Below are 24020 nucleotides of genomic sequence, written 5' to 3' on the forward strand. Positions count from 1 at the left end.
GGGGGTCCCTAAACGGGGCCGAAGGGACCCGGCCTGGAGGGGCCGGGCGGCCTCGGACCGACACACGGCCCCTGGAGTCGCCCTCACCTCGCGCGTGTCCGGCCCCGGGCATGCCGAGGGGCCCGTACGCGAACACCACGTACGGGCCCCTCGGCCACGGCTCACGGGCGGACGCCTTCACGGGGCGACGGACAACGCCACCCCGGCTGGCAGTGGGTCCGCTACAGCCCCTTGGGGAAGCTCTCGGTCGCCTTCAGGAAGATGTCGTTGGCCTCGGTCTCCCCGATGGTGACGCGAACACCCTCGCCGGCGAAGGGGCGCACGACGACACCGGCCTGCTCGCAGTGCGCGGCGAAGTCGAGGGTGCGCTCCCCCAGGCGCAGCCACACGAAGTTGGCCTGCGTCTCGGGCACCGTCCAGCCCTGACCGCGCAGCGTGTCGACCACCCGGGTGCGCTCCGAGACCAGGGAGCCGACCCTGCCGATCAGTTCGTCCTCGGCGCGCAGGCTCGCCACCGCGGCGTCCTGGGCCAGCTGGCTCACCCCGAACGGCACCGCCGTCTTGCGCAGCGCGGCCGCCACCGGCTCGTGAGCGATCGCGAAGCCGACCCGCAGACCGGCCAGACCGTACGCCTTGGAGAAGGTGCGCAGCACACAGACGTTGGGCCGGTCACGGTAGATCTCCACACCGTCCGGGACCTCGACGTCACGGATGAACTCGCGGTACGCCTCGTCCAGGACGACCAGCACATCGCTCGGCACCCGGTCCAGGAACCGCTCCAGCTCGGCCCTGCGCACCACGGTGCCGGTCGGGTTGTTCGGGTTGCAGAGGAAAATCAGCCGGGTCCGCTCGGTGATGGCGTCGGCCATCGCGTCCAGGTCGTGCACCTCGCCCGGGGTCAGCGGCACCTGCACCGAGGTCGCCCCGCTGATCTGGGTGATGATCGGGTACGCCTCGAAGGACCGCCAGGCGTAGATGACCTCGTCGCCGGGACCGCTCGTGGCCTGGAGCAGCTGCTGCGCGACGCCGACCGAGCCGGTGCCGGTCGCCAGGTGCGAGACGGGGACGCCGAAACGGTCCGCCAGCTCGTTCATCAGCCCGGTGCACGCCATGTCCGGGTAACGGTTGAACGAACCGGTCGCCGCGGTCAGGCTCTCGACCACACCGGGCAGCGGCGGGTACGGGTTCTCGTTGGAGGACAGCTTGTACGCCACGGCGCCGCCGGCGGCGGCCGGCTTGCCGGGCTTGTAGGTGGGAATCCCCGCCAGCTCGGCACGCAGCTTGGGGTTCGTGTCGCTCACCGCAGTCCTCCTCGTGACCACCAGCGGCTCATGACCACCACCGGCTACCAATACTTCTCACCTTATGAGGATTCCGCGCCGCTGCGAATGGCCTGTGGACAACCCGACACCGGCAGGTGTCCGCACCGGCACGCACACGGCCAAGCGATCGCCCCCGGATGCCGCGGGCACGGGCCCCGCGCCCGCGCCGCTCGGGCCGCCGGCCGTCCTCGTACGAAGTCGTACGAAAGGGGGCGCGTCGCCGACTATCACATGCGCCGGTGGCTCACGCCGTGGCGCGCATCCCTCGTACAGGTGAGTTGAGACCTCTTCGAGACATGGCCCGCTTGGCAGGCCCGCACGCGCCGACACGTCACGTACTGGGATGAGATCGCTCAACTGCCTTCATTTCCAAGGAAGTTAGGGACTCTCGACCATGCAGAAACGTGCCTGTCAACGCGTGCATATGCGTCCGCACTACCCCACCGTATGAGCCCTACTATCGGCTCGCCATGACAGCAGCAGGGAAGCACCAGGTGAGCCGGGCGGAGACCTCCCGCCGAGGCGGTCGGCCGGGCCGGGCGGGCATCAGAGACGTGGCCGCGGCAGCAGGGGTCTCCATCACAACCGTGTCCGACGCCCTCAACGGCAAGGGACGGCTCCCGGACGCCACCCGACGCCATGTCCGCGAGGTCGCCGACCGGCTGGGCTATCGCCCCTCGGCCGCGGCCCGGACCCTCCGTACCGGAAAGTCGGGCCTCATCGGCCTGACCGTGACCACGTACGGGGATGAACCTTTCACCTTCACCGAGTTCGCGTACTTCGCCGAGATGGCCAGAGCCGCCACCTCGGCCGCGCTCGCCCGGGGATACGCCCTGGTCATCCTCCCCGCGACCTCCCGCCACGACGTGTGGTCGAACGTCGCCCTGGACGGAACCGTGGTCATCGACCCCTCCGACCAGGATCCGGTCGTCAGCGAGCTGGTCCGCCAGGGGCTGCCGGTCGTCTCCGACGGCCGGCCCGCGGGATCGCTCCCGGTCACCGCCTGGGTGGACAACGACCACGAGGCCGCCGTCCTCGGCATCCTCGACCACCTGGCGGACGCGGGCGCCCGCCGCATCGGCCTTCTCACCGGCACCACCACGGACACGTACACCCACCTCTCCACCACCGCCTACCTGCGCTGGTGCGAGCGAGTGGGCCAGGATCCGGTCTACGAGGCCTATCCGGCGCACGATCCGTGCGCCGGAGCCGTCGCCGCCGACCGGCTCCTCGCCCGGCCCGACCGCCCGGACGCCGTCTACGGCCTCTTCGACCCGAACGGCACCGACCTGCTGGCCGCCGCCCGCCGCTACGGTCTGCGCGTACCCGACGACCTGCTGCTGGTGTGTTGCAGCGAGTCGAACGTCTACGCCAGCACCGAGCCGCCCGTCACGACCCTGTCCCTCAAACCGCGCAGAATCGGCACGGCCGTCGTCCAGCTGCTGATCGACGCGATCGAAGGGGTCGAATCGGACCAACCGGTCGAGCAGGTGATACCGACGGAGCTGATCGTGCGGACCTCCTCGCAGCGCCGGCCGCCCCGGACGACGGTCAGCCCGCCCCGATCACCCGAGCAGGGCTGACGCCCGATCCGGATCGGGCGGGGCGAGCCCCGCCCAATTCGGGCGAAAACCGCGGTGAACTGGGCTCCTGTTCCGATTCACCACCCCTGGGTCATCACATGGCGCGATCCGCATTCCTATGATGGGCGGACGACACCGCGGGCCGCTGCGACCAGGCAGTCCGAACCGGTGCAGATGCGGCGCGATCGTGGTGGAGGGGTCGATGACTCAGGGGGCCGGTCAGGGACCCGAGGTGGTGCGGACGGCGACGTTGCGCGACTTCCGGGTGCCGGGGTACGTCCATGAGACCGGTCCGTATGCGCAGAACACGCCTCACGGCGAGGGCGCAGGACCCGTCGGGGAGACCGAGCGGTACGCGTCGGGAGAATCCTCCCCGTACGCGTCCGTGGACGCTCCCCCGGAGTTCCCCGGAGAGTTCTCCGAGGGATACACGCCCACGCAGCGCGATCTCCCGGTCATCAACCGGGGCGACACCCAGCAGGTCGTCCTCGACCCCGCCGGGGCGCCCGCCCCGGCGCCCGGCGCCGGACCCGGCCCGCTGTACGTCGTCGGAGACGTCCACGGCTATCTCGACCAGCTCCTCGCCGCGCTCCGGGCCAAGGGCCTCGTCGACGCCGCGGGCAGCTGGTCGGCCGGCACCGCACGCCTGTGGTTCCTCGGCGACTTCACCGACCGCGGCCCTGACGGCATCGGCGTCATCGACCTCGTGATGCGGCTGTCCGCCGAGGCGGCCGCGGCCGGCGGGTACTGCAAGGCCCTCATGGGCAACCACGAGCTGCTGCTGCTCGGCGCCAAGCGCTTCGGCGACACGCCCGTCAGCTCCGGTGCGGGCACCGCCACCTTCCAGGCCGCCTGGCTGCTCAACGGCGGCCAGAAGACGGACATGGACCGCCTCCAGGACCACCACCTCCAGTGGATGGCCCGCCTCGACGCCATGGAACTGGTCGACGGACACCTTCTGGTGCACTCCGACACCACCGCCTACCTCGACTACGGCGACTCCATCGAAGCGGTCAACGACACCGTCCGCGAGACCCTCACGCGCAACGACGCCGAGGACTGCTGGGACCTCTTCCGCAAGTTCACCCGGCGTTTCGCCTTCCGCGACGACGGCGCCGACGCGGTCCGCGAACTGCTCGGCGCCTACGGCGGCGCCCGCATCGTCCACGGTCACAGCCCCATTCCCTACCTCCTGGGCGAGGTGGTCCCGGAGGACGGCGAGTCCGGAGCGGGCCCCGTCATCGAAGGACCGCACGTCTACGCCGACGGCCTGGCCATCGCGATGGACGGCGGAGTGACCATGGCCGGAAAGCTGCTGGTCCAGCAACTTCCGCTGGATATCTGAGCGTTCGGCGGCCAGGCGGCCGGCGGGCGGACCATTCCGGGCGGGGGCCAATTTCTGGAAACCCCCTGTCACGGCGTGCCGTCGCCGCTCTACCATCGGCTTATCCGTAGCAGGCTCCCCTCCGTTTCTGCCCGACGGCTCGTCAGCGTGCGAGCCACCAGCCCTACGGAGCATCGGGGGATGCAGATGAACAGCGTTCCGCAGCACCTGCTGAGCGAGGACCGCCAGGAATACGAGCGGATCCTCGATGAGGCGCTGCGCTCCGCACCACACCGCCCGGAACTCGCCGCTGTCGGCCAGCGGCTCAACCTCGAACAACTGCGCACCATGGCGCTCAACGCCACGGCCCTCATCACGACGGCCGCGTCGGACGAGTACGCGCACTATGTGAAGATCCGCAGCGAACTGCGCCGCCCGGCGCGGTCCGCCCCGGCACTGAGCGAGGAAACCGGCTCCGCCGAGCCGGACACGACCGCCATGGGTCTCGCCGCCACCGTCGGAGAGGTCACCGAGACCGCCGGTGCCGGCGCGGTCGCCGTCGTCGCGGTGCTCGCCCCGGTCCTGGCCGGGACGGCAGCGGTGATATTCCTGCTCGTGGGCTATGTCCTGAGGATGCTCGACCCCGAGCCGGCCATCGCCAGAACCCTTCTGACCACCGGTTGGGTCTTCGGCGCGGTCACGGCGGCCGCCATTCTGGTCGCCGCGGCCGGACTACTGCTGACCGCGCTGCGCAACGGCTCGTCCTCCCTGCGGGCCGGAGCGGGCGACGAGCTGACCCAGCAGGTCAACCGGGCCAAGGACGCCTGGCGTGACGCCCTGCTGGAGCGCGGCATCCTGCCGTTCCTCCGGGAAGCCCTCGCGGACCCGGGCTCGGCGGCACTGGGCCGTCCCGCTCCGGCCCCCAGCCGCATACCCCACCTCGGGTACGACCGGCCGGGATTCAGCAGCCCCGACGGCGGACCCGCGGCGGGCCCGCGCCCGAGCTTCTCCAGCCCTGACTTCACCAGCCCGGACTTCGGGGGACCGGAACACCAGCCCGAGTGACCCGGCCGGCCGACGGCCGGGTCCGAGGCAGGAGAGGGCCCGCGCGGGCGCGCGGGCCCACACACCGCTGCCGGTGCGGCGTTGCCCGCACCACACCGCCCCGCGGTGGCGCTGCGGTCGCCCCGCGGGAGTCCTCCACCGTCCTTCGGCCAAGGGCTGGTCTCAGACAATGCCCAGCCGCCGCGCCTCCTTCATCCACGAGGGGAACTCGGACAGCAGCCGGTCGTACAGCTCCGGATCCGGTACGTCGCTGATGTCGTCGACCGCGAAGAAGCCCACGTTGTCCACGCGCCGGCCCGGCAGGGTGTCGAACCGCTCCAGCACGCCGTAGTTGGAGCGCCCCAGCCCGACGAACTGCCAGAAGACCGGCTCCTCCACCGCCTCCCGCAGTTCCGTCTCGATCTCCTTGTTGCGGTAGACACCGCCGTCGGAGAAGAAGAGCACCAGCGTGGGATCGGCGGCCGGGTGCTCACGGACATAGGTGCGGACCTCGGCAATCACCTTCTGCTCCTCGTTCTGGATGCCGACCGCCCGCATGTCCACCTGCCCCGGCAGCAGGCCCTTCTTCGGCTTCTTCCGCCGGAACAGGGTCAGCTCACCGACCCGGACATGAAGCTCCAGCCAGTCCGGCAGGTCCCCCAGGGCGAGGTCCGGAAGCCGGGCCGGATTCGACGCGAAGGTCCACGCCTGCATCTCCCCGTCGTCGTCCAGCTGGGCCGCCACGGCGGCCATCCGCTCCACCACGTCGGCCACGACACCCTTGGAGTACAGGAACGACATCGACCCGGAAGCGTCCAGGACCAGGATGACGCGGGCTCTGACGCCCACGGCTCCGTGCTTGCGCAGACTGACCGCCACCTGCTCCTTGCGCAGGGAGAGCCGCTTGCGCATGTCCAGGGGCAACCGCTCCTCCCCCTTCACGAGCCGAGGAGCCGAGCCGACGCCCGGGGCGGGGGCCGGAGGAGCCGGGGGGAGTGGAGACACCGGGACGGACGGGGGAGCCGACGGGGGTGCCGGGGGGACGGGCGCGGTCGGGGGCGAAGGCACGTGCGGGGGCGCGGGCGGGGGTGCCGGTGAGGTGGCTCCGGCGGCCGCTCCCCTCTGCTCCGCGCTCCCGGAGCCGCCCGGCTCCTCGTCGACGCTGATCCCGAAGTCGGTGGCCAGGCCGGCGAGTCCGGAGGCGTACCCCTGGCCCACCGCGCGGAACTTCCACTGATCTCCGCGCAGATACAGCTCGCCGCCGATGAAGGCCGTCTCCGTCGTCGCCTCCATGTCGAAGAACGCCAGCTCCTCCCCGGTCCCGGCGTCGAACAGCCTCAGTCGCAGACCCGACAGCTCACCGAAGGTGCCCCCGTCGGCGGAGGCGCCCAGGACCACCCGCTGGATCTCGGGCTCCAGGCCACGCAGATCCACCTCGACGGTGTCCGTCGTCTCCTCGCCCTCCCGCCGCTTGCCCGAGTGACGCACGGCCCCGGAGACGTGCCGGGGCTGGTTGTAGAAGACGAAGTCACCGTCGTCGCGCACCCGTCCGTCCGCGCGGAGCAGCAGGGCCGAGGCGTCGGCGTCCGGCGCTCCGGGGCCTCCGGACCAGCCGAGTACGACCCGCACCTGCCGTGCGGCAACGGGAAGGTTGGCGCCCTTGCTCATCGATGTCGGTGTCATGGGCCCAGTCTCCCCGCAGAAGCCGCCGGTGGATCCGACCGATACGCGGGCGGGTGAGAAGAGGCCGCCGCGTCCGTCGCGGCCCGCACGAACGCGCGCAGGCGCTCGCTTGTGTTGCTCTCCCTCCACACCAGTCCCCGTTCGATCGGCCGCGCGTCGTGGAGGGGGACGTAGGCGACATCGGGCCGTGGGTAGTACTGCCGGGAGTGTTCCCCGACCGGGAGGACGCCCCGGCCCATCGCGACCAGCGTCAGCATCTCGGAGAACGACCCGCCGACCGGCCCCTTGGGCACGGGCCGGCCCGAGGGGGTGTGATCCGGCGTTCGGTCGCGTTTGAACCCCACCGAGGTCACCTCGGGGTACTGCACCACGGGGTGTTCGGCGAGCACCTCGAGGGACAGCCGCTCCTCGCCGGCCAGCGGATGACCTGCCGCGACGGCCAGGACCCGGCTCTCCCGCAACAGCGCGGGACCACAGGCCATGCCGTCGAACGGGAACGAGGCGAGCAGCACGTCGATCGAGCCGTCCAGCAGACTCGCCCGCGAGTTGGACAGCTGGACCTCCCGCACCTCGACCCGGCAGTCGGGATGCCGCTCGCCGAACAGGCCGACCGCTCTGAGGAGTGCGGGCGCGGTCCATTCACCGAGGAAGGCGGCCCGCAGCTCTCCCGTGATCCCCCGGCCGGCGTCGGCCGCCCTTCGCAGCGCCTCCTCCATCCCGGCGACCAGGGGCGCCAGATCGTCCGCGAGCTGCCGGCCGACCGGGGTGAGCCGGACGGAACGGCTGGTGCGTTCGAACAGCAGGCCGCCCACTTGGCGCTCCAGTGCCTTGATCACCTGGCTGACCCGTCCGGTCGTGATCCGCAGGCGCTCGGCGGTGCGGCCGAAGTGCAGTTCCTCGGCCAGCGTCAGAAAGGTCTCGGTCTCCAGTCGCTCCAGCATGAATCCCCCGTCGTTAAATCTGGCTCAACAGTCGTGCAGCGATCACGTCTTGATGGCGTCCGCCCCGCGGCGGATCGTAGAAGGCGTCCGCACAGCCCGCGGGAAGGAACCGGGCGCGGCCGTGCCGACGTGATCGACCCGCCCTGCTCAGCGCGTGGCTCCCGCCACGCCGTCGACCTGGAGACGACATGACCACCGTGCGCGTGAAGGCCTTCGACCACCTGGTCCTCAACGTCCAGGACGTCGAACGGTCCCTGGCCTTCTACATCGGACTGCTCGGCCTGGAACCCGTACGCGTCGCCGAATGGCGGCGCGGCCAGGCCCCGTTCCCGTCGGTGAGGATCACCGCGGAGACCATCATCGACCTCGTGGCCCATGCCCCCGAGGGGTCCAACGTCGACCACATCTGTCTCACCGTGGAACCGCTGGACTGGGACCAGGTCATCGCGTCGGGAACCTTCACCGTGCTCGAAGGGCCCGTGCAGCGGTTCGGCGCGCGAGGCAGTGCCACCTCGGTCTACGTCCGGGACCCGGACGGCAACACCGTCGAACTGCGCTGGTACCCGCAGGACGTCACGCCGTGACCGTGACGAGGGCGACGGGCCCGCTCCGTGACCGGGTCGAGGGCGGCGGTCCGGGTCCCCGTCCCGGACCGCGCCCCCGTGGGGTGGCTCAGTCGGCCAGCGGCAGATACACGCGGTTGCCCGCCTCCGCGAACTCCCGGGACTTCTGGAGCATGCCCTCGGAGATCTCCTCGGCGGAGGCGCCGTCGGCCACGTCACCGCCGAACCGCTCGTTGATGTTCTGACTGATCTTCATCGAGCAGAACTTCGGCCCGCACATGGAGCAGAAGTGGGCCGTCTTGGCGGGTTCGGCCGGCAGCGTCCGGTCGTGGAACTCCCGCGCCGTGTCCGGATCGAGGGCCAGATTGAACTGGTCCTCCCACCGGAACTCGAAGCGGGCGTCGGAGAGCGCGTCATCCCATTCCTGCGCACCCGGGTGCCCCTTGGCGAGGTCGGCTGCGTGGGCGGCGATCTTGTAGGTGATGACGCCGGTCTTGACGTCGTCTCGATCGGGCAGGCCCAAGTGCTCCTTGGGCGTGACATAGCAGAGCATGGCCGTGCCCCACCAGGCGATCATCGCGGCACCGATGCCGGAAGTGATGTGGTCGTACGCCGGCGCGACGTCCGTCGTCAGCGGGCCGAGGGTATAGAACGGAGCTTCATCACAGATCTCCTGCTGAAGGTCGATGTTCTCCTTGATCTTGTGCATCGGGACATGGCCCGGGCCTTCGATCATCGTCTGAACCTGAAAACGCTTCGCGACCGTGTTGAGTTCCCCGAGCGTCCTCAACTCCGCGAATTGCGCCGCGTCGTTGGCGTCCGCGATGGAACCAGGCCGCAGCCCGTCTCCCAGCGAGTAGGTGACGTCGTACGCGGCGAGGATCTCGCAGAGCTCCTCGAAGTTCTCGTACAGGAACGACTCCTTGTGGTGCGCCAGGCACCAGGCCGCCATGATCGATCCGCCGCGCGAGACGATGCCTGTCTTGCGGTTCGCGGTGAGCGGCACGTACGCCAGGCGCACGCCCGCGTGGACCGTCATGTAGTCCACGCCCTGCTCGGCCTGCTCGACGACCGTGTCCTTGTAGATCTCCCAGGTCAGCTCCTCGGCACGGCCGTCGACCTTCTCCAGTGCCTGATAGAGCGGCACGGTCCCGATGGGAACGGGGGAGTTGCGCAGCACCCACTCGCGTGTGGTGTGGATGTTGCGGCCGGTGGACAGGTCCATGACCGTGTCGGCGCCCCAGCGGGTCGCCCAGGTCATCTTCTCGACCTCCTCCTCGATGGAGGACGTCACCGCGGAATTGCCGATGTTGGCGTTGACCTTCACGAGGAACCGCTTGCCGATGATCATGGGCTCGATCTCGGGGTGGTTGACGTTCACCGGCAGCACCGCCCGGCCCGCGGCGATCTCCTCCCGTACGACCTCGGGGTCGACGTTCTCCCGGACCGCCACGAACTCCATCTCGGGCGTGATCTCGCCGCGCCGCGCGTAGGCGAGCTGGGTGACCGCCTGCCCGGCACGTCCCCGGCGGGGCTGACGCGGCCGGCCGGGGAAGACCGCGTCGAGGTTGCGCAGCCCTCCCCGTGGGGCCGTGTGCTTGATCCCGTCGTCCTCGGGGCGGACGGGACGGCCCGCGTACTCCTCGGTGTCTCCACGGGCGATGATCCAGTTCTCACGCAGTGGCGGCAGCCCCCTGCGCACATCGGTGTCGACGGTCGGATCGGTGTACGGGCCGGAAGTGTCGTACAACGTCACGGACTGCCCGTTGGTGAGGTGCACCTGGCGAACCGGCACCCGCAGATCGGGGCGTGTGCCCCCGACGTACGCCTTGTGCCAGCCGATGGAGCGCTTGTCCTCGCCGTTCTCGGACGACGGGGGGACCCCGTCCGTCCGGTTGAAGGCAGGCGTGCGTACATCCTTGTCGGTCATGAGACCTACTCCCTACGCCGGCATTACCCGGTAACAGGTTCAGCGGTCGACGCAGCGGCTTCCGATCGCCGATGTTTCATGTGAAACATCGCGAAGACGGAGGTCAGCGCCCTCTCAGCCCGGTGCTCCGAGCTCCCGCGTGTGCAAAGGTGCCTCCACGCTAGCGTCATGTTTGGCGCGGTGAACAGAGGGCCCTTGACGTTCTTGCGATGATCGGGCGGTGACGACCAGCCGCCAGCACCCGTTCTCTCCGTCCGAGCCACCGCGCCGTTCCGGCTCCGACGGCGGCCGTGGGCAGGGCCGCGGCAACGGACCCGAGCATGAGCACGGGCCGGGGCACGGGCATGAACAGGGGCACGGGCACGGGCCCGAGAGCGACCATCACGGGTCCGGCGACGGCCACGGTCCTGGTCCGCGCCGCGGGCGGGACGAGCTCCCGAGCGCCGGGCACGGGCATTCCCACAGCCACGGTCCGGCAGCACCCGTCTCCCAGCGTCTGCGCAAGGTCATCGCCGCGGTGCTCATCCCCTTCGCGGCCGCGGTCGCGGTGGGACTGGTGGTGCTGTGGCCCGGCGGCGCTCCGGCCCACGAGCGCACCGGTGTCGGCTTCGACCGGCAGACCCAGCAGGCGACCGTCACCAGGATCGACCGGGTGGACTGCAAGTCCGTGAACGCCTCCTCGGGGGCCCAGGTCGGCGACACCTCCGCCGCCGGGGGCTCCGCGGCCCAGCGCCCGGCGGCGGGGGACTGCAAGAAGGCGACGGTCCGGATCGACACCGGAAAGGACACGGGCCGCACGTTCACCGAGATCGTCCAGCCGGATCAGTCACGGCAGTTGCACCAGAGCGAGAAGGTCGTCGTCGCGTACGAGCCCTCCGCCCCCAAGGACCTCCAGTACTCGGTCACGGACGCGAACCGGAAGCTGCCCCTGACGCTGCTCTCCGTGATCTTCGCGCTGGTCGTGGTGGTGATCGGGCGGATGCGCGGCGTCATGGCGCTGGTCGCCCTGGCCATCAGCTTCATGATCCTGAACTTCTTCATCCTGCCCGCGATCCTCCAGGGCTCGAACCCGCTGCTCGTGGCGGTCGTGGGGTCCAGCGCCATCATGCTGATCGCGCTCTACATGTGTCATGGTCTGTCGGCCCGGACGTCCGTGGCCGTGGTCGGCACCCTGCTCTCCCTGGTGCTGATCGGCCTGCTCGGCTCCGTCTTCATCGACTGGGCCGTGCTGACCGGCAACACCGACGACAGCACCGGCCTGATCCACGGCCTGTACCCGTCCATCGACATGAGCGGCCTGCTGCTGGCCGGCGTCATCATCGGTTCACTCGGTGTCCTGGACGACGTGACAGTGACGCAGACCTCCGCGGTCTGGGAACTGCACGAGGCGAACCCCACGATGGGCTGGCGCGGTCTGTACCGCGCGGGCATCCGTATCGGCCGCGACCACATCGCGTCCGTCGTCAACACACTCGTCCTGGCCTACGCCGGCGCCGCGCTGCCGCTGCTGCTGCTCTTCTCGATCGCGCAGAGCAGCGTGGGCACCGTCGCCAACAGCGAGCTGGTCGCCGAGGAGATCGTGCGCACGCTGGTCGGTTCGATCGGTCTGGTGGCCGCCGTACCGGTGACGACGGCGCTCGCCGCCCTGGTGGTCGCCGCGGACCGCGACGGGGGCGCGAGCGTCCCCGCTCAGACCGCGGCGGCCAGGCCCCCGGCACGCGCCGGCAAGGGACGTCGTCGCAAGCACTGACCGCCCGAGGAAAGTGCTGAAACCATCCTGCGTCGGCGGGCCTTGCGAGGAAGCGTTACGCCGCTCCGGGCCGGCCCCGGTGTCAGCCCGCGCTCTGTTCCTCGGTGAGGATGCGGTCGAGCACCGCGTCGAGCGATGAGTCGAATCCTTCGAGGGAGCGTTCCTGCCCGAGCGGCACGAGGCGGTCCGTGCGGTCGAGGAAGGCTACGAGCGGCGCGGTCCCGGACCGGAACAGCGCGTGATCGCCACCGACCTGAAGCCGGATCAGCACCTCCCCGAGCGCCTCGGGGTCGGCCGGAGCGATGTGCACATCGCCGTCACCGCAGGGCCTGCCCACTCCGTCGATCAGCAGTTCCCGCCCGAACACCCAGGTCACAGGCGCGTCGCCGGGCAAATGGAAGGTCAACCGCACGGCGTACGGATCACAGGTCTCGTATCGCAGTTCGACGGGAATGCGGAAGGACAGCTCCTCGGACACGAGGAAGCTCATCATGACCTCTGCCTGCACCGACTCGCGCATCGCCTACCCCGTCGTTTGCCGTCCACCGGCCAGGATTCATCCCACCCGACACTGCTGGAAATATTGCTCAACGTGCATGCTGGATTACAAGGAGTGAGTTTTCAGATACTGATAGAGAAGGCGAGTGTTCCTAGCAGCCGTCCGACCTCACCGTGCAGCCTCCGTGCCGCGGGCATCAGGCGGTCACCCTGGTGGGACGGAAGGGAGAAGGCCACAGCGGCGGCCGAACCGCCCGCGGTGACTGGGATCGCCGCGCAGACCGTGCCCAGCGCGTACTCCTGCCGCTCGACCACCGGTTCCATCCGGCCGGTCCGTTCCAGGCGCCGCAGCAGCCGGTCCTCGTCACGCACCGTGTACGGGGTGAGCGCCCGCACCGGGTAGCGGTCGAGGTGGTCACGCCGTGACTTGTCGTCGAGCTGGGCGAGCAGACACTGGCCGACCGCGTGGGCGTGCCCGGTCTCACGGAAGTCGGCCCACTCCTGGACCGCCGGGTTCGCCGGGCTGTCGACGACGCACAGGACCTCGATCTCGCCCTCGCGGTAGACCGCGTAGTACATGGGGGCGCCGATCATGTCGCGCCAGTGCGCGAGGGTGTCCCGTACCGCGCCGCGACGTTTCTGCCGGGCTCCGCTGGTGCTCAGCCGCTCGGCGGCCTCGCCGAGGAAGAACAGCCCGCTGTCACGGCGCAGATAGCCTTCGTGGACCAGCGTGCGCAGCAGGTGGTAGGCCGTCGGCAGGGCCAGTCCCGCCTCGCGCGCGAGCTGTTTGGCGGGGGCGCCCTGCTCACGCGAGGCGACGGCCTCCAGCAGACGCATCGCACGCTGCACCGAGCCGATCAGCGTGGTGGCGTGCGAGTCCAGGGGAGCGCCTTCGGGCCCCGGGGCGGGGGTGCGGGCGGGCCGCGCGGTCCTCGCGGGCGCGGAGGGGGAACTCGGGGCCGCCGAGGGCCTGGTGCGCCCGGAGAGCCCTTCCGCCGGCGCGGTGCGCCGGGCGGATTCCTCCACCGTCGCGGTCCGGGGCGGCGCCGGCTCCCTGGGGGATGCCGACGGGCCGCGGGAGGGCGGTGGCTCCCCCGGCGAGCTACGCGGCTGGACCGGTGGAACGCGTGCCGCCGCGGGCGTGCCCGGTCGCCGGAAGGGTGGAGCGACGGATGGTACGGGTGCGGTGTCGACCGTGGCCAAGGGGCACTCCGAAGAGCGAGGAGGACCGCCCGTGCGGGGAATCACGGGAGGGGGCTGTGCGCTGCCCGCGGGGTCGGCCCCGCGTCGGGTTCCGGACTCTAACGGCCCGTCACCGCATATACGCGGCCTCACCGGAAAACTTCCCCCTGCCGAGGGAACCTTGGGTTCCCTTTCCCCCTTCGCCGTTACCTGCCGCTCACCCTCTCGCGCCTCACCAGTCGCTGCGCGAGGAGGAACCCGACATGAACTTCCGCACGACGAAGATGAGCCCGCCGACCAGCGCGACGAAGACGAGCAGCTTGAAGAGCAGGCCGATGACGAACCCGACGACGGTCGCTATCAGACCTCCGAACACCACCAGGGCGATGACCGGCACCGCGACCCACTTCACCCACCACGGCATACCGCTGAAGATCTCCTGCATCGCCCTGTCCTTACCTCTCCTCGCCCGCGGTCCCGACGCCGGGACTCTGATTCCGGGCTCTCTGGTGTCTCGCATCCGATGCTAGGCGGCGCAGGGGGCCGCGCGGTGGCCTCGCACCCCTTGTCCTCCCCTGACCGTCCCCCTAGGGAACCCTGAGACGCGCGGTCAGCTCTCGGGCGGAGAGAACATCACCAGGACCCGCAGATCCTCCGTGATGTGGTGGAACTTGTGGGCCACCCCGGCCGGTACGTAGACGACGCTGCCCCGGGCCACCTGAGTGGTCTCCAGGCCGACCGTGATCGACGCCCGCCCGCTGGCCACGAAGTACACCTCGTCCTGGCCGTGCGGTTTCTGCGGGTCGAACGAACCCGCGTCGAGCGCGTAGAGCCCGACCGACATGTTCCGTTCACGCAGAAACTGGAGGTACGCACCGTCGTTGGCGGCGCGTTCCGCCTCCAGTTCATCCAGCCGGAATGCCTTCATCGCCCTCGTCCGCTCTCGTGCACCACAGGCTGTTTCCACAGCCTCTTCTTGCCAGTCGATCTCTCTGCCACGATCAGACACATGAAGAATTTCGTAGTCAAGACGCTCGCCAACGCGGGGGCCCTGGCCGTCGCCGTCTGGCTGCTCGACAAGATCACCCTGACGGGCGACAGCACGGGCAAGAAGATAGGCACGCTCATCCTCGTGGCACTGGTCTTCGGACTGGTGAACTTCCTGGTCAAGCCGGTCGTGAAGGTACTGACCTTCCCGCTCTTCATCCTCACCCTCGGCCTGATCACCCTTGTGGTGAACGCCTTGATGCTGATGCTCACCTCGTGGCTCGCCGACAAACTCGACCTGAGCTTCCACGTGGAGGGCTTCTGGACCGCCGTCCTGGGCGGCCTGATCATCTCCATCGTCTCCTGGGCGCTCAACGTCGTCCTGCCCGACGGCGACTGAACGGCTGAGAGAGTTCCATGACCTACCGCGTCTGCTTCGTCTGCACCGGCAACATCTGCCGCTCGCCGATGGCCGAGTCCGTCTTCCGCGCGCATGTGGAGCGGGCCGGACTCGACGAACTCGTCGAGGTCGACAGCGCGGGCACGGGCGGCTGGCACGAGGGCGACGGAGCGGACGAACGCACCGTCGCCGTGCTGGAGGCGGGCGGCTACGAGAGCGGCCACGCAGCCCGGCAGTTCCAGGCCTCGTGGTTCTCCCGTCTCGATCTCGTCATCGCCCTCGACACAGGACACCTCAAGGCCCTGCGCCGTCTCGCGAGCAGCGCCGAGGACGCCGGGAAGGTCCGGCTGCTGCGCTCGTACGACCCCACCGCCGGCGACGACCTGGACGTCCCCGATCCGTACTACGGACACCTGGACGGCTTCGAGGCATGTCTTGAGATGGTGGAGGCGGCGAGCCCTGGGCTGCTCGCCGCGGTACGCGAGCAAGTGGAAGGACCAACGGCATGACGCCAGAGGATTTCGGCACGACGGACAAGGGCACCGGCCCCGCGGACGAACACGCGGACACACGGGCGACGGTGCCGGGTGACGGCACCCGTGCGGTACGGGCCGGACTGCCCGAGCCGGTCAAGTACGAGCCGACCCTTCCCGGCCCGGTCTTCGCCGCGCACTTCCATCTGCCCGGTGAGCCCACCGGCCCGTACACCTACGGCCGCGACGAGAACCCGACCTGGACGCTCCTGGAGCGTGCCATCGGCGAACTGGAGGCGCCCGGGCGGGAGTCCGTCGAGACGCTCTCCTTCCCCTCCGGCATGGCCGCCATCTCCGCGGTGCTCTTCTCGCAGCTGCGGGCCGGTGACATCGTCGTCCTTCCGGACGACGGCTATCAGGTGCTTCCCCTGGTGCGCGAGCAGCTGACCGCGTTCGGCGTCGAGGTGCGCACCGCACCCACCGCCGGCGATGCCCAGCTGGAGGTGCTGGACGGCGCGAAGCTGCTGTGGATCGAGACACCGTCCAACCCGGGTCTCGATGTCTGCGACCTGCGGCGCCTCGTGGCCGCCGCCCACGCGCAGGGCACGCTGGTCGCCGTGGACAACACGCTGGCCACCCCGCTCGGGCAGCGCCCGCTGGAGCTGGGCGCCGACTTCTCCGTGGCCAGCGGAACCAAGATGCTCACCGGGCACGGCGACATCCTCCTCGGCTACGTCACCGCCAAGGACGCGGCACTGATGGCTCCGGTACGACGCTGGCGCAAGGTCGTCGGTGCCATCCCCGGCCCCATGGAGGCATGGCTGGCCCACCGTTCCCTCGCCACGCTCCAGCTGCGGGCGGACCGCCAGAGCGCCACCGCGAAGACGATCGCCGAGGTGCTGCGGGACCGGCCCGAGGTGACGGGGCTGCGGTACCCGGGACTGCCCGAGGACCCCTCGTACAAGATCGCCTCGCAGCAGATGCGCCGCTTCGGCTGCGTGGTCTCCTTCACGCTGCCCTCGCGCGAGCACGCGGAACGCTTCCTCGACTCGCTGCGCCTGGTGGACGACGCCACCAGCTTCGGCGGGGTGCGGTCCACGGCCGAGCGGCGCGGCCGGTGGGGCGGGGACGCCGTCCCGGCCGGCTTCATCCGCCTCTCCGCCGGCGCCGAGGATCCCGAGGACCTGGTGGCGGACATTCTGCGGGCCCTCGACGCATCCGCGGAATAGGCGCCCGCCACGGCGGGATCAGCCCGCCACTCCGCACAACGAACGGTCCGAGCCTCCCCCCTCGTGGCTCGGACCGTTCCGGTTCTTTGCGCGAAGAACCGCGCGAACAAGGCTAGTTGACTCTGTGTCAGTGTCCAATCACGGTAGCGACAGCGACCTATCGACTTATTTATAGTTGAGGTTCGCGCGGGGGTGCTGAAAGGGGAGAGGCACCATGGACCTGGCCTTGCTGCGCACGTTCGTGACCGTGCACCGGGCCGGATCCTTCACTCGTGCCGCCGCACTGCTGGGCCTGTCCCAACCGGCCGTCACCTCGCAGATCCGCACACTGGAAAGCCAGTTGGGGCGGCCCCTGTTCCTGCGCCAGGCGCGTGGCGTGACCCCCACGACCATGGGCGACGAGCTCGCCCACAAGGCGGCGCCGCACCTCGACGCCCTCGTGGAGATCACCGGTACGGGCCTCGACGAGGACTCGTCCCTTCGCACACTGCATCTCGCGGGACCGCCCGAGTTCACCGCGGAACGCGCGTTACCCGCTCTCATGGGACTGACCGGGGACGACGGCCAGGGCTTCGCCCTGCGCGCCTCCTTCGGCAACGCGGAGGAGACGATGGAGGGGCTCGCCGCCGGACATCACGATCTGGCCATGACGACGGCCCAGCCGCGGGGTGCGCTGCTCACCGCGACTCCGCTCTGCGACGAGGAGCACGTCCTGGTCGCCGCTCCACGCTGGGCCGCCGAGATCAGCCCCGGCAAACTCCGCCGCAGGGGCGCCCAGACCCTGGAGAACCTCCCCGTCGTCGAGGTCCACGAGTCGCTGCCGCTCGTCGCCCGCTACTGGGCCTCCGTCTTCGACTGCCGTCCAGCCGCCTCCGGCACGGTGATCGTTCCGGATCTCAGGGCGGTCCTCGCCTGTGCCGCCGCCGGAGCGGGTCTCGCCGTCCTGCCCAGATATCTCTGTTCCGACGCCATCGAACGCGGAGACCTCGTGGCGCTCCTCGACCCCGCGGTCCCCCCGCTGCGTACCTATTTCCTGGTCGTGCGGACCGGAACGCTGGCGATGCCGCACATCGCCCGGGCGCACGAATGGCTGCTGCGGGCGGCTTCCGACTGGAGCTGAGGCGGGCACGCACACGGGATCAGGGACATTCCTCGGGATTTTCGCGCGGAATCGCGGTCCCACGATGTTTCACGTGGAACCAGCCGGGCCACATTTCTCCCATGACCGTCCGACCCGTGGTCAAGCGCACCGCACGTGCCGTCCTGCTCGACGGCGACGACCTGATCCTGATCAAGCGCACCAAGCCCGGTGTCGATCCCTACTGGCTCACACCGGGTGGCGGGGTCGAACCGGAGGACGCGACTGTCGTCGAAGCACTCCACCGTGAGGTGCACGAGGAGCTCGGCGCCAAGATCGTCGATGTGGTGCCCTGCTTCGTCGACACCGTCGAGCACATCGGCGACGACGGCGGCGCGACCGGCGTGAAGGTCCAGCACTTCTTCGTCTGCCGGCTGGAGTCCATGGACCCGTCCCTGCGCCACGGTCCCGAGGTGGACGAGCCCTGCGGCGAATACGAGATCGTCCGTGTCCCGTTCACCCGGGTCGGTATCGCCTCCGTACACCTCGTACCACTGTCCTTGCGGCACTATCTCGACGGAAACATCGAGGGCGTACGCGCCATGCACGCGCCCGACCTGGGCTGATCCGGGAGACCACAGGTCACTCACCCAGGTCGGCGGTTTCACGTGAAACCGCCGGTCACTGGTGCCGACGGAACGGAGCACCGCCAAAAGCCGGGAGCAGTGCCGGGAAAGCGGTGGACGGCAGGGGTTCGTCTCGGACAGCCTGATCCGTGTGCCGACTTCTTCCGCCGCCGCTCTGCCCATTCGCCGTCTGACGCCCCGCGACCTCGTCGCCTGCGCCGACCTGTCAGAGAACCGGGGCTGGCCCCGCGAGGAACACAAGTGGGGTCTGCTGCTCGCCGCGGGGACCGGATACGGGATCGACGACCCCACAGGCGGTCTGGTCGCCGTGTGCGTGGTGACGGACTATGGACCGCGCGAGCGTCCCGAGCTGGCCGCGATCGGAATGGTCCTCGTCGCCGAGCGGCACGCCCGCCGGGGTGTCGGCCGCCGTCTGATGCGGCACCTCGTCGAGGAGATGGGCAGCACGCCGCTGACCCTGCACGCCACCCCGTACGGGCGCCCGCTCTACGAGGAGTTGGGGTTCAAGGTGATCGGCCACGCGGAGATGGTCCGCGGGGTGTTCACTTCCGAAGGTTCCGCGTCCGCGGTCTTCACCCGCCCGGCCACGGCGGGCGATCTGGCTCCCCTCCTCGGGCTGGACGAAGAGGTCTTCGGCTCGGACCGCACGCACATGATCACGCGGCTGCCCGCCTTCGCGGACCAGCTGCGCGTGGCCGAGGAGGACGGACGGATCATCGGCTACGCGGCCGCCTGGCCCAATATGGACACCCACGTCGTGGGTCCCCTGATCGCCCGGGACACGGAGACGGCGAAAGCGCTCGTCTCCTCCCTCGCCGCGCACACCGACCGGCCCCTGCGCACCGACATCGACGTCCGGCACGAGGACCTGCTGAGCTGGCTGAAGGAGCGCGGGCTGGCCCCGGTCGGCCTCAACGCGGTCATGACGCACAACATCCCGGAACTGCCCGGCGACTGGACCCGCCGCTTCGCACCGCTGACGGTGGCCGCCGGCTAGCGACTCGGCAACGGCCCCGGACGCACGAGGCGCCGGTCCCCCGGGAAGCCTGAGGGACCGGCGCATCCGGACCGTCGTACGTCGTACGGGCCCGTCCTGAGAACGTCAGACGAGCGATTCGACGGCGGCGACGGCGAAGCCGTGATCCTGGTCGGGCATACCGCCGCCGACCCCGATCGCCCCGATCAGACGGCCGCCGCGGTGGACCGGAACACCGCCCGCGATGAACAGCAGGGGGCGGTCGAGCGCGGTGGGCAGCGTGTGGAAGAGGCCGCCGGGCTGCACCGCGTCGACGAGATCGGCCGTGGCCGAGTCGAGCTGGAGCGCGGTGTAGGCCTTGCGCGTGCTGGTCTCTCCCGAGATCAGCACGGCCAGGTCATCACGCCGGAAGGCGAGCAGATGGCCGCCCGCGTCGAGGACGGTGACGCTGACCCGGACACCGGCGGCCTCGGCGGCGCGCCGGGCCTCCGTGACCAGGACCTCGGCGTCCTCGATGCTCAGCGGGGCGACAGCGGTGGTGGTGCTCATCAGGGACTTCTCCTTGTGGGGGTGTTCTGTGTCGGGTCGGGAACGTGCCGGATCGGGCCCGCCGCGGAACGGCCCTGGTCCCGAGGCGGATCGATCCCGGGTCAGTGGTGGACGGCGGTCCGAGGCTCGGCGGGGACGCCTCCGGCGACCACGAGGCCGGCCCGGGACGTGCGGCGCTCCAGGGCGGCCGAGACGACGGCCAGGACGAGCGCTCCGGCGGCGAGGGCCGCACCCACCCAGTTGGGGGCGGTGTATCCGAGGCCCGCGGCGATGACGACGCCGCCGAGCCAGGCGGAAAGGGCGTTGCCGAGGTTGAAGGCGCCGATGTTCACGGCCGAGGCCAGCGTGGGGGCGCCGTGCGCCTGGTCGAGAACACGCTTCTGAAGGGGAGGCACGGTCGCGAAGCCCAGAGCGCCGATGAGGGCGATGGTGACGGCCGCCAGGATCTTGTTGTGCGCGGTGACGGTGAAGAGGGCGAGCACGACGGCGAGGCCGCCCAGGGACACGTACAGCATCGGCATCAGCGCGCGGTCGGCGAACCTGCCGCCGACCAGGTTCCCGCCGACCATGCCGAGGCCGAACAGGACCAGCAGCCAGGTGACGGAGCCGTCGGCGAAGCCGGCGACGTGCGTCATCATCGGCGCGATGTAGGTGACGGCCGCGAAGACACCGCCGAAACCGAGCACGGTCATCGCCATGGCGAGCAGGACCTGGACGTTCTTGAAGGCCGCCAGTTCGTGGCGCAGACGCACTCCCTCGGGCCTGGGCATCTCGGGGACCAGCCTGGCGATGCCCAGCAGCCCGACGACACCGAGCGCGGCGACTGCCGTGAAGGTGACACGCCACCCGGCGGACTGCCCGATCAGCGTGCCCAGGGGGACGCCGACGACGTTGGCGACCGTGAGCCCGCTGAACATCATCGCGATGGCGCCGGCCTTCTTCTCAGGGGCCACCAGTTCGGCGGCCGCCACCGATCCGATGCCGAAGAAGGCACCGTGGGCGAGAGAGGCGACCACCCGGCCCGCGAACATCAGCCAGAAGGCCGGAGCCACGGCGGAGATCAGATTGCCGAGGACGAACAGCCCCATCAGCACCATCAGCATCCGCTTGCGGGACACCTTCGTGCCGAGCGCGGTCATGATCGGCGCGCCGATCACCACCCCCAGGGCATAGCCGGTCACCAGCAGTCCAGCCGTGGGAATGGAGACCCCGAAGTCTCCGGCGACCTCGGGCAGGACGCCCATGATCACGAACTCGGTCGTCCCGATCCCGAAGGCCCCGATCGCGAGGGCCAGAAGCGCGAGAGGCATGGTGGAGGCACCTTCCAGAAGATTGCACGAGCGCTTTGCCTTCGCTCACAATAGTTGCAGACGCGGGCTATATGCAACAGCGGGCTATTGCGGCCGTGCCCTATCCTGGTCTCAGCCGCTCCGGGACGGAGGAATCGTCATGACAGCCACGGACCCCGCGCTCACCGCCCTCGCTCAGGGATGGTGCGCACTCTCCCTGCTGCACGGGAGGATCGAGGCCCACATCGAGCGGGCCCTGCAAGCCGCGCACGGGCTCAGCGTGCGGGAGTACTCCCTGCTCGACGTGCTCAGCCGGCAGCACGACGGCGAGGGCGGTCATCTCCAGATGAAGCAGGTCGCGGACGCGGTCGTCCTCAGCCAGAGCGCCACGACGCGACTGGTCACCCGACTCGAGGACCGCGGACTGCTGGCCCGCTATCTGTGCCCCACCGACCGGCGTGGCATCTACACGAACGTCAGCGAGGCGGGACTCGAGCTCCTCGCCTCGGCGAGGCCCACCAACGACAGGGCCCTGCGCGAGGCACTCGACGAAGCGGCCGGGAACCCCGACCTGGCGCCACTGGTCCGGGCCGTCGAGTCGGCGGGCACTCCCTTGCAGCCCGCGCCTTCCGTGGGCGTGTCCTCGTAGGCTGCCTCCATGGCTGATCTTGAGATACGAGCCGCGTCCGCCGACGACGTGCCCGCGATCGTCGCGATGCTGGCCGACGACCCGCTGGGTGCCCGGCGGGAGTCGCCCGACGACCTGACCCCGTACCTGGACGCCCTGGACCGGCTGAGCCGCGACCCGAACCAGCACCTGGTCGTCGCCGTCCGCGACGGCCGGGTCGTGGGCACGCTGCAACTCACCGTGATTCCCGGGCTGTCCCGCAGAGGGGCCACGCGCTCGGTCATCGAGGCCGTGCGCATCCACGCCGACGAGCGCGGCAGCGGTCTGGGGACGGAGCTCATCGAGTGGGCGGTCGGCGAATCCCGCCGTCAGGACTGCTCGCTCGTCCAGCTGACCTCCGACGCGTCCCGCACCGACGCCCACCGCTTCTACGAGCGGCTCGGATTCGAGGCCTCGCACATCGGCTTCAAACTCCCGCTCTGAGGAGTTCGCCGGACGCAGGACGAGGGGCCCTGTTTCACGTGAAACAGGGCCCCTCGTGTCCGGTGGCGCCTAGCTGATTCCTCGCCAGCCCTCCGGGTCCACTCCACCGGGCACGGGAGCGCCCTCGTCGTACGGCTGCCGCGTGAACACGAACGAGCCGAGGTCCAGGTGGCTCAGGGACCCGTCAGGCCGTCGTACGGGCCGCAGGAGCTCGCCCGCGTAGTAGCCGTCGAGTCCCATCCAGGTCCCGTCGCCGTTCGCCCGGAAGCGGGCGCCCCGGCCGGCACCCTGGAGCGGGCCCAGCACCAGCCCCCCATCGGCCGGCAGCCGAAGCCCGAACGCCTGAGTCCCCCAGTACCACTGGCCCGCCAACTCCAGTACGGCCTGGTCCACTTCGGCCATCGGATGCCAGGGCTCGGGGATCCGCGGCTCCGCCTCGGCGACGATCCGCACCAGATCGGCGGCGACACTGAACACGGGCGGTCCCGAGGTGCAGTTGGACAGCACGACCGCCGCGACATCGTCCTCCACACTGATCACCAGTCCGGCCAGAAAGCCCGGCAGCGAACCGGAGTGCCCGACGAGGGTATGGCCGTCGCGATGCACGATCTGAAGGGCGAGCCCGTACGAGGACCCCGCCGCGAGCTCCGCGGTCTCCGGCGGAGCGGCGGGCGCGCGCATCTCCCTGACGGACTCCGCGCTCAGCACCCGCTCGTCACCATGCGCGAGGAAGGCGGCGAAGCGGGCCAAGTCTCCTGTGGTGGACCACAATTGCCCTGCTGGAGCCATCCGCCCGAGATCCTCCGCGGGTTCCGGCATCATCGCGTCCGCCCAGGGATGGACGGCCCATCCTCCCGCGTGCGGTGCCTGCGGGCCGGTGCTCGTACGGTGCAGGCCGAGCGGTTCGAGAATCTCGTGGCGCAGAACCTCTTCCCAGGGTGCGCCGCGCAGCTCCTCGACCAGCGCTCCGAGCAAGGTGTAGCCGGGGTTCGAGTAGTGGTGCCGCCGTCCGACCGGATGCCGGAAGGGCTGCTCACCGAGCACGTCGGCCAGTTCGGGACGCAGCGAACCGGAGGTGCGCTCCCACCACGGCGCCGGTGACTCGGCGGCCAATCCTCCCGTGTGCGCGAGCAGTTGGGAGATGGTGACCTCCCCCGCACCCGTGCCGGGCATATGCTTCTCCAGCGGGTCACCCAGGTCCAGGACGCCCTCGTCGCGCAACCGCAGCACCAGTACGGCGGTGAAGGTCTTGGTGATGGAGCCGATCCGGTACTGCACGTTCTCGTCCGGACCGTGACCGGACACCGAGGTCCGCGCCCCGTTCCACACCGCCTTCCCGCCTCGGACCACCGTCGCGACGAGTGAGGGCGCCCGGCCCTCGCTCTGTGCCACGGCGATGCGGTGCAGCAGGGCCCGGCGCGTTTCGGGAAGCAGCTCATCGTGGGATGTCGTCATGGCACC

At 70.2% G+C, this 24020-nt stretch carries 24 protein-coding genes and 1 riboswitch; of the genes, 13 read left to right on the forward strand and 11 right to left on the reverse strand.

Annotation, left to right across the window (positions count from 1 at the left end; translation table 11 throughout):
* Positions 1–221: 221 nt before the first annotated feature.
* Positions 222–1301 (reverse strand): histidinol-phosphate transaminase, encoded by a 1080-nt coding sequence (gene hisC, locus WJM95_RS15980; protein ID WP_339130402.1) that lies wholly within the window; start codon positions 1299–1301, stop codon positions 222–224.
* Positions 1302–1792: 491 nt separating this feature from the next.
* Here hisC and WJM95_RS15985 point away from each other — a divergent pair, with 491 nt between their 5' ends.
* The 3 genes from WJM95_RS15985 to WJM95_RS15995 all read left to right on the forward strand — a co-directional run bounded on the left by WJM95_RS15985 (position 1793) and on the right by WJM95_RS15995 (position 5294).
* Positions 1793–2905 (forward strand): LacI family DNA-binding transcriptional regulator, encoded by a 1113-nt coding sequence (locus tag WJM95_RS15985; RefSeq protein WP_339130403.1) that lies wholly within the window; start codon positions 1793–1795, stop codon positions 2903–2905.
* A gap of 202 nt (positions 2906–3107) precedes the next feature.
* The gene (locus WJM95_RS15990; protein WP_339130404.1) at positions 3108–4250 is read left to right on the forward strand and encodes a metallophosphoesterase; all 1143 of its coding nucleotides are present in this window, start codon (positions 3108–3110) and stop codon (positions 4248–4250) included.
* Between the two features lie 180 nt (positions 4251–4430).
* Positions 4431–5294, forward strand: coding sequence for a hypothetical protein (locus tag WJM95_RS15995; RefSeq protein ID WP_339130405.1), 864 nt, complete (start codon positions 4431–4433; stop codon positions 5292–5294).
* Positions 5295–5456: 162 nt separating this feature from the next.
* On the opposite strand, the gene WJM95_RS16000 is transcribed toward WJM95_RS15995, so the two are convergent.
* Positions 5457–6956, reverse strand: coding sequence for a VWA domain-containing protein (locus WJM95_RS16000; protein ID WP_339130406.1), 1500 nt, complete (start codon positions 6954–6956; stop codon positions 5457–5459).
* Positions 6953–7897 (reverse strand): LysR substrate-binding domain-containing protein, encoded by a 945-nt coding sequence (locus WJM95_RS16005; protein ID WP_339130407.1) that lies wholly within the window; start codon positions 7895–7897, stop codon positions 6953–6955. The genes WJM95_RS16000 and WJM95_RS16005 overlap by 4 nt, the downstream gene beginning before the upstream one ends.
* A gap of 188 nt (positions 7898–8085) precedes the next feature.
* Here WJM95_RS16005 and WJM95_RS16010 point away from each other — a divergent pair, with 188 nt between their 5' ends.
* Positions 8086–8481, forward strand: a complete 396-nt coding sequence (locus WJM95_RS16010) for a VOC family protein (protein ID WP_339130408.1) — start codon at positions 8086–8088, stop codon at positions 8479–8481.
* Between the two features lie 88 nt (positions 8482–8569).
* Here the strand turns inward: WJM95_RS16010 and thiC are convergent, their stop codons facing one another.
* Positions 8570–10390: a phosphomethylpyrimidine synthase ThiC gene (gene thiC / locus WJM95_RS16015; RefSeq protein ID WP_339130409.1), complete on the reverse strand. Its 1821-nt coding sequence runs from the start codon at positions 10388–10390 to the stop codon at positions 8570–8572.
* A riboswitch (TPP riboswitch) is annotated at positions 10383–10539 on the reverse strand. It overlaps the preceding gene by 8 nt.
* Before the next feature lie 71 nt (positions 10540–10610).
* Here thiC and WJM95_RS16020 point away from each other — a divergent pair.
* Positions 10611–12140, forward strand: a complete 1530-nt coding sequence (locus tag WJM95_RS16020) for a YibE/F family protein (RefSeq protein WP_339130410.1) — start codon at positions 10611–10613, stop codon at positions 12138–12140.
* Between the two features lie 82 nt (positions 12141–12222).
* Here the strand turns inward: WJM95_RS16020 and WJM95_RS16025 are convergent, their stop codons facing one another.
* The 4 genes from WJM95_RS16025 to WJM95_RS16040 all read right to left on the reverse strand — a co-directional run bounded on the left by WJM95_RS16025 (position 12223) and on the right by WJM95_RS16040 (position 14748).
* Positions 12223–12660: an SsgA family sporulation/cell division regulator gene (locus tag WJM95_RS16025; protein ID WP_339130411.1), complete on the reverse strand. Its 438-nt coding sequence runs from the start codon at positions 12658–12660 to the stop codon at positions 12223–12225.
* Between the two features lie 101 nt (positions 12661–12761).
* Positions 12762–13520, reverse strand: coding sequence for a helix-turn-helix domain-containing protein (locus tag WJM95_RS16030; RefSeq protein ID WP_339135596.1), 759 nt, complete (start codon positions 13518–13520; stop codon positions 12762–12764).
* Positions 13521–14052: 532 nt separating this feature from the next.
* Complete coding sequence (locus WJM95_RS16035) at positions 14053–14265, reverse strand: DUF5326 family protein (RefSeq protein ID WP_339130412.1); 213 nt, start codon at positions 14263–14265, stop codon at positions 14053–14055.
* 165 nt (positions 14266–14430) lie between these two features.
* Complete coding sequence (locus tag WJM95_RS16040) at positions 14431–14748, reverse strand: cupin domain-containing protein (protein ID WP_339130413.1); 318 nt, start codon at positions 14746–14748, stop codon at positions 14431–14433.
* A gap of 81 nt (positions 14749–14829) precedes the next feature.
* On the opposite strand from WJM95_RS16040, the gene WJM95_RS16045 reads away from it, so the two are divergent.
* The 6 genes from WJM95_RS16045 to WJM95_RS16070 all read left to right on the forward strand — a co-directional run bounded on the left by WJM95_RS16045 (position 14830) and on the right by WJM95_RS16070 (position 19631).
* On the forward strand, positions 14830–15207 hold the full coding sequence (locus WJM95_RS16045) for a phage holin family protein (RefSeq protein ID WP_339130414.1): 378 nt from the start codon (positions 14830–14832) through the stop codon (positions 15205–15207).
* Between the two features lie 17 nt (positions 15208–15224).
* The gene (locus WJM95_RS16050) at positions 15225–15716 is read left to right on the forward strand and encodes a low molecular weight protein-tyrosine-phosphatase (RefSeq protein ID WP_339130415.1); all 492 of its coding nucleotides are present in this window, start codon (positions 15225–15227) and stop codon (positions 15714–15716) included.
* Entirely contained in the window at positions 15713–16909 is a 1197-nt protein-coding gene (locus tag WJM95_RS16055; protein ID WP_339130416.1) for a cystathionine gamma-lyase, read from the forward strand. Before WJM95_RS16050 ends, WJM95_RS16055 begins: the two co-directional genes overlap by 4 nt.
* Positions 16910–17123: 214 nt before the next feature.
* Positions 17124–18029, forward strand: coding sequence for a LysR family transcriptional regulator (locus WJM95_RS16060; RefSeq protein WP_339130417.1), 906 nt, complete (start codon positions 17124–17126; stop codon positions 18027–18029).
* 101 nt (positions 18030–18130) lie between these two features.
* A complete protein-coding gene (locus tag WJM95_RS16065) occupies positions 18131–18613 on the forward strand; it encodes an NUDIX hydrolase (RefSeq protein ID WP_339130418.1) in 483 nt (160 codons plus the stop codon).
* A gap of 151 nt (positions 18614–18764) precedes the next feature.
* A complete protein-coding gene (locus WJM95_RS16070) occupies positions 18765–19631 on the forward strand; it encodes a GNAT family N-acetyltransferase (protein WP_339130419.1) in 867 nt (288 codons plus the stop codon).
* Between the two features lie 105 nt (positions 19632–19736).
* Here WJM95_RS16070 and WJM95_RS16075 read toward each other — a convergent pair whose 3' ends face one another.
* Entirely contained in the window at positions 19737–20159 is a 423-nt protein-coding gene (locus WJM95_RS16075; RefSeq protein WP_339130420.1) for a heme-binding protein, read from the reverse strand.
* A gap of 101 nt (positions 20160–20260) precedes the next feature.
* Positions 20261–21469, reverse strand: a complete 1209-nt coding sequence (locus WJM95_RS16080) for an MFS transporter (RefSeq protein ID WP_339130421.1) — start codon at positions 21467–21469, stop codon at positions 20261–20263.
* Between the two features lie 139 nt (positions 21470–21608).
* On the opposite strand from WJM95_RS16080, the gene WJM95_RS16085 reads away from it, so the two are divergent.
* Complete coding sequence (locus WJM95_RS16085) at positions 21609–22097, forward strand: MarR family transcriptional regulator (RefSeq protein ID WP_339130422.1); 489 nt, start codon at positions 21609–21611, stop codon at positions 22095–22097.
* A gap of 9 nt (positions 22098–22106) precedes the next feature.
* Positions 22107–22559: a GNAT family N-acetyltransferase gene (locus WJM95_RS16090; RefSeq protein ID WP_339130423.1), complete on the forward strand. Its 453-nt coding sequence runs from the start codon at positions 22107–22109 to the stop codon at positions 22557–22559.
* 69 nt (positions 22560–22628) lie between these two features.
* Here WJM95_RS16090 and WJM95_RS16095 read toward each other — a convergent pair whose 3' ends face one another.
* Positions 22629–24014 (reverse strand): serine hydrolase domain-containing protein, encoded by a 1386-nt coding sequence (locus WJM95_RS16095; protein ID WP_339130424.1) that lies wholly within the window; start codon positions 24012–24014, stop codon positions 22629–22631.
* Between the last annotated feature and the right edge of the window lie 6 nt (positions 24015–24020).

The sequence above is a fragment of the Streptomyces sp. f51 genome (genome assembly GCF_037940415.1).
GTDB lineage: Bacteria > Actinomycetota > Actinomycetes > Streptomycetales > Streptomycetaceae > Streptomyces.

Coding starts and splice junctions, on each gene's coding strand:
- WJM95_RS16005 (WP_339130407.1), bottom strand. CDS start 7,897: ATGCTGGAGCGACTGGAGACCGAGACCTTTCTGACGCTGGCCGAGGAA.
- WJM95_RS16010 (WP_339130408.1), top strand. CDS start 8,086: ATGACCACCGTGCGCGTGAAGGCCTTCGACCACCTGGTCCTCAACGTC.
- WJM95_RS16060 (WP_339130417.1), top strand. CDS start 17,124: ATGGACCTGGCCTTGCTGCGCACGTTCGTGACCGTGCACCGGGCCGGA.
- WJM95_RS16025 (WP_339130411.1), bottom strand. CDS start 12,660: ATGCGCGAGTCGGTGCAGGCAGAGGTCATGATGAGCTTCCTCGTGTCC.
- WJM95_RS16075 (WP_339130420.1), bottom strand. CDS start 20,159: ATGAGCACCACCACCGCTGTCGCCCCGCTGAGCATCGAGGACGCCGAG.
- WJM95_RS16065 (WP_339130418.1), top strand. CDS start 18,131: ATGACCGTCCGACCCGTGGTCAAGCGCACCGCACGTGCCGTCCTGCTC.
- WJM95_RS15990 (WP_339130404.1), top strand. CDS start 3,108: ATGACTCAGGGGGCCGGTCAGGGACCCGAGGTGGTGCGGACGGCGACG.
- WJM95_RS16055 (WP_339130416.1), top strand. CDS start 15,713: ATGACGCCAGAGGATTTCGGCACGACGGACAAGGGCACCGGCCCCGCG.
- WJM95_RS16085 (WP_339130422.1), top strand. CDS start 21,609: ATGACAGCCACGGACCCCGCGCTCACCGCCCTCGCTCAGGGATGGTGC.
- WJM95_RS15985 (WP_339130403.1), top strand. CDS start 1,793: ATGACAGCAGCAGGGAAGCACCAGGTGAGCCGGGCGGAGACCTCCCGC.
- WJM95_RS16035 (WP_339130412.1), bottom strand. CDS start 14,265: ATGCAGGAGATCTTCAGCGGTATGCCGTGGTGGGTGAAGTGGGTCGCG.
- WJM95_RS16090 (WP_339130423.1), top strand. CDS start 22,107: ATGGCTGATCTTGAGATACGAGCCGCGTCCGCCGACGACGTGCCCGCG.
- thiC (WP_339130409.1), bottom strand. CDS start 10,390: ATGACCGACAAGGATGTACGCACGCCTGCCTTCAACCGGACGGACGGG.
- WJM95_RS16080 (WP_339130421.1), bottom strand. CDS start 21,469: ATGCCTCTCGCGCTTCTGGCCCTCGCGATCGGGGCCTTCGGGATCGGG.
- WJM95_RS16040 (WP_339130413.1), bottom strand. CDS start 14,748: ATGAAGGCATTCCGGCTGGATGAACTGGAGGCGGAACGCGCCGCCAAC.
- WJM95_RS16045 (WP_339130414.1), top strand. CDS start 14,830: ATGAAGAATTTCGTAGTCAAGACGCTCGCCAACGCGGGGGCCCTGGCC.
- WJM95_RS16050 (WP_339130415.1), top strand. CDS start 15,225: ATGACCTACCGCGTCTGCTTCGTCTGCACCGGCAACATCTGCCGCTCG.
- WJM95_RS15995 (WP_339130405.1), top strand. CDS start 4,431: ATGCAGATGAACAGCGTTCCGCAGCACCTGCTGAGCGAGGACCGCCAG.
- WJM95_RS16095 (WP_339130424.1), bottom strand. CDS start 24,014: ATGACGACATCCCACGATGAGCTGCTTCCCGAAACGCGCCGGGCCCTG.
- WJM95_RS16000 (WP_339130406.1), bottom strand. CDS start 6,956: ATGACACCGACATCGATGAGCAAGGGCGCCAACCTTCCCGTTGCCGCA.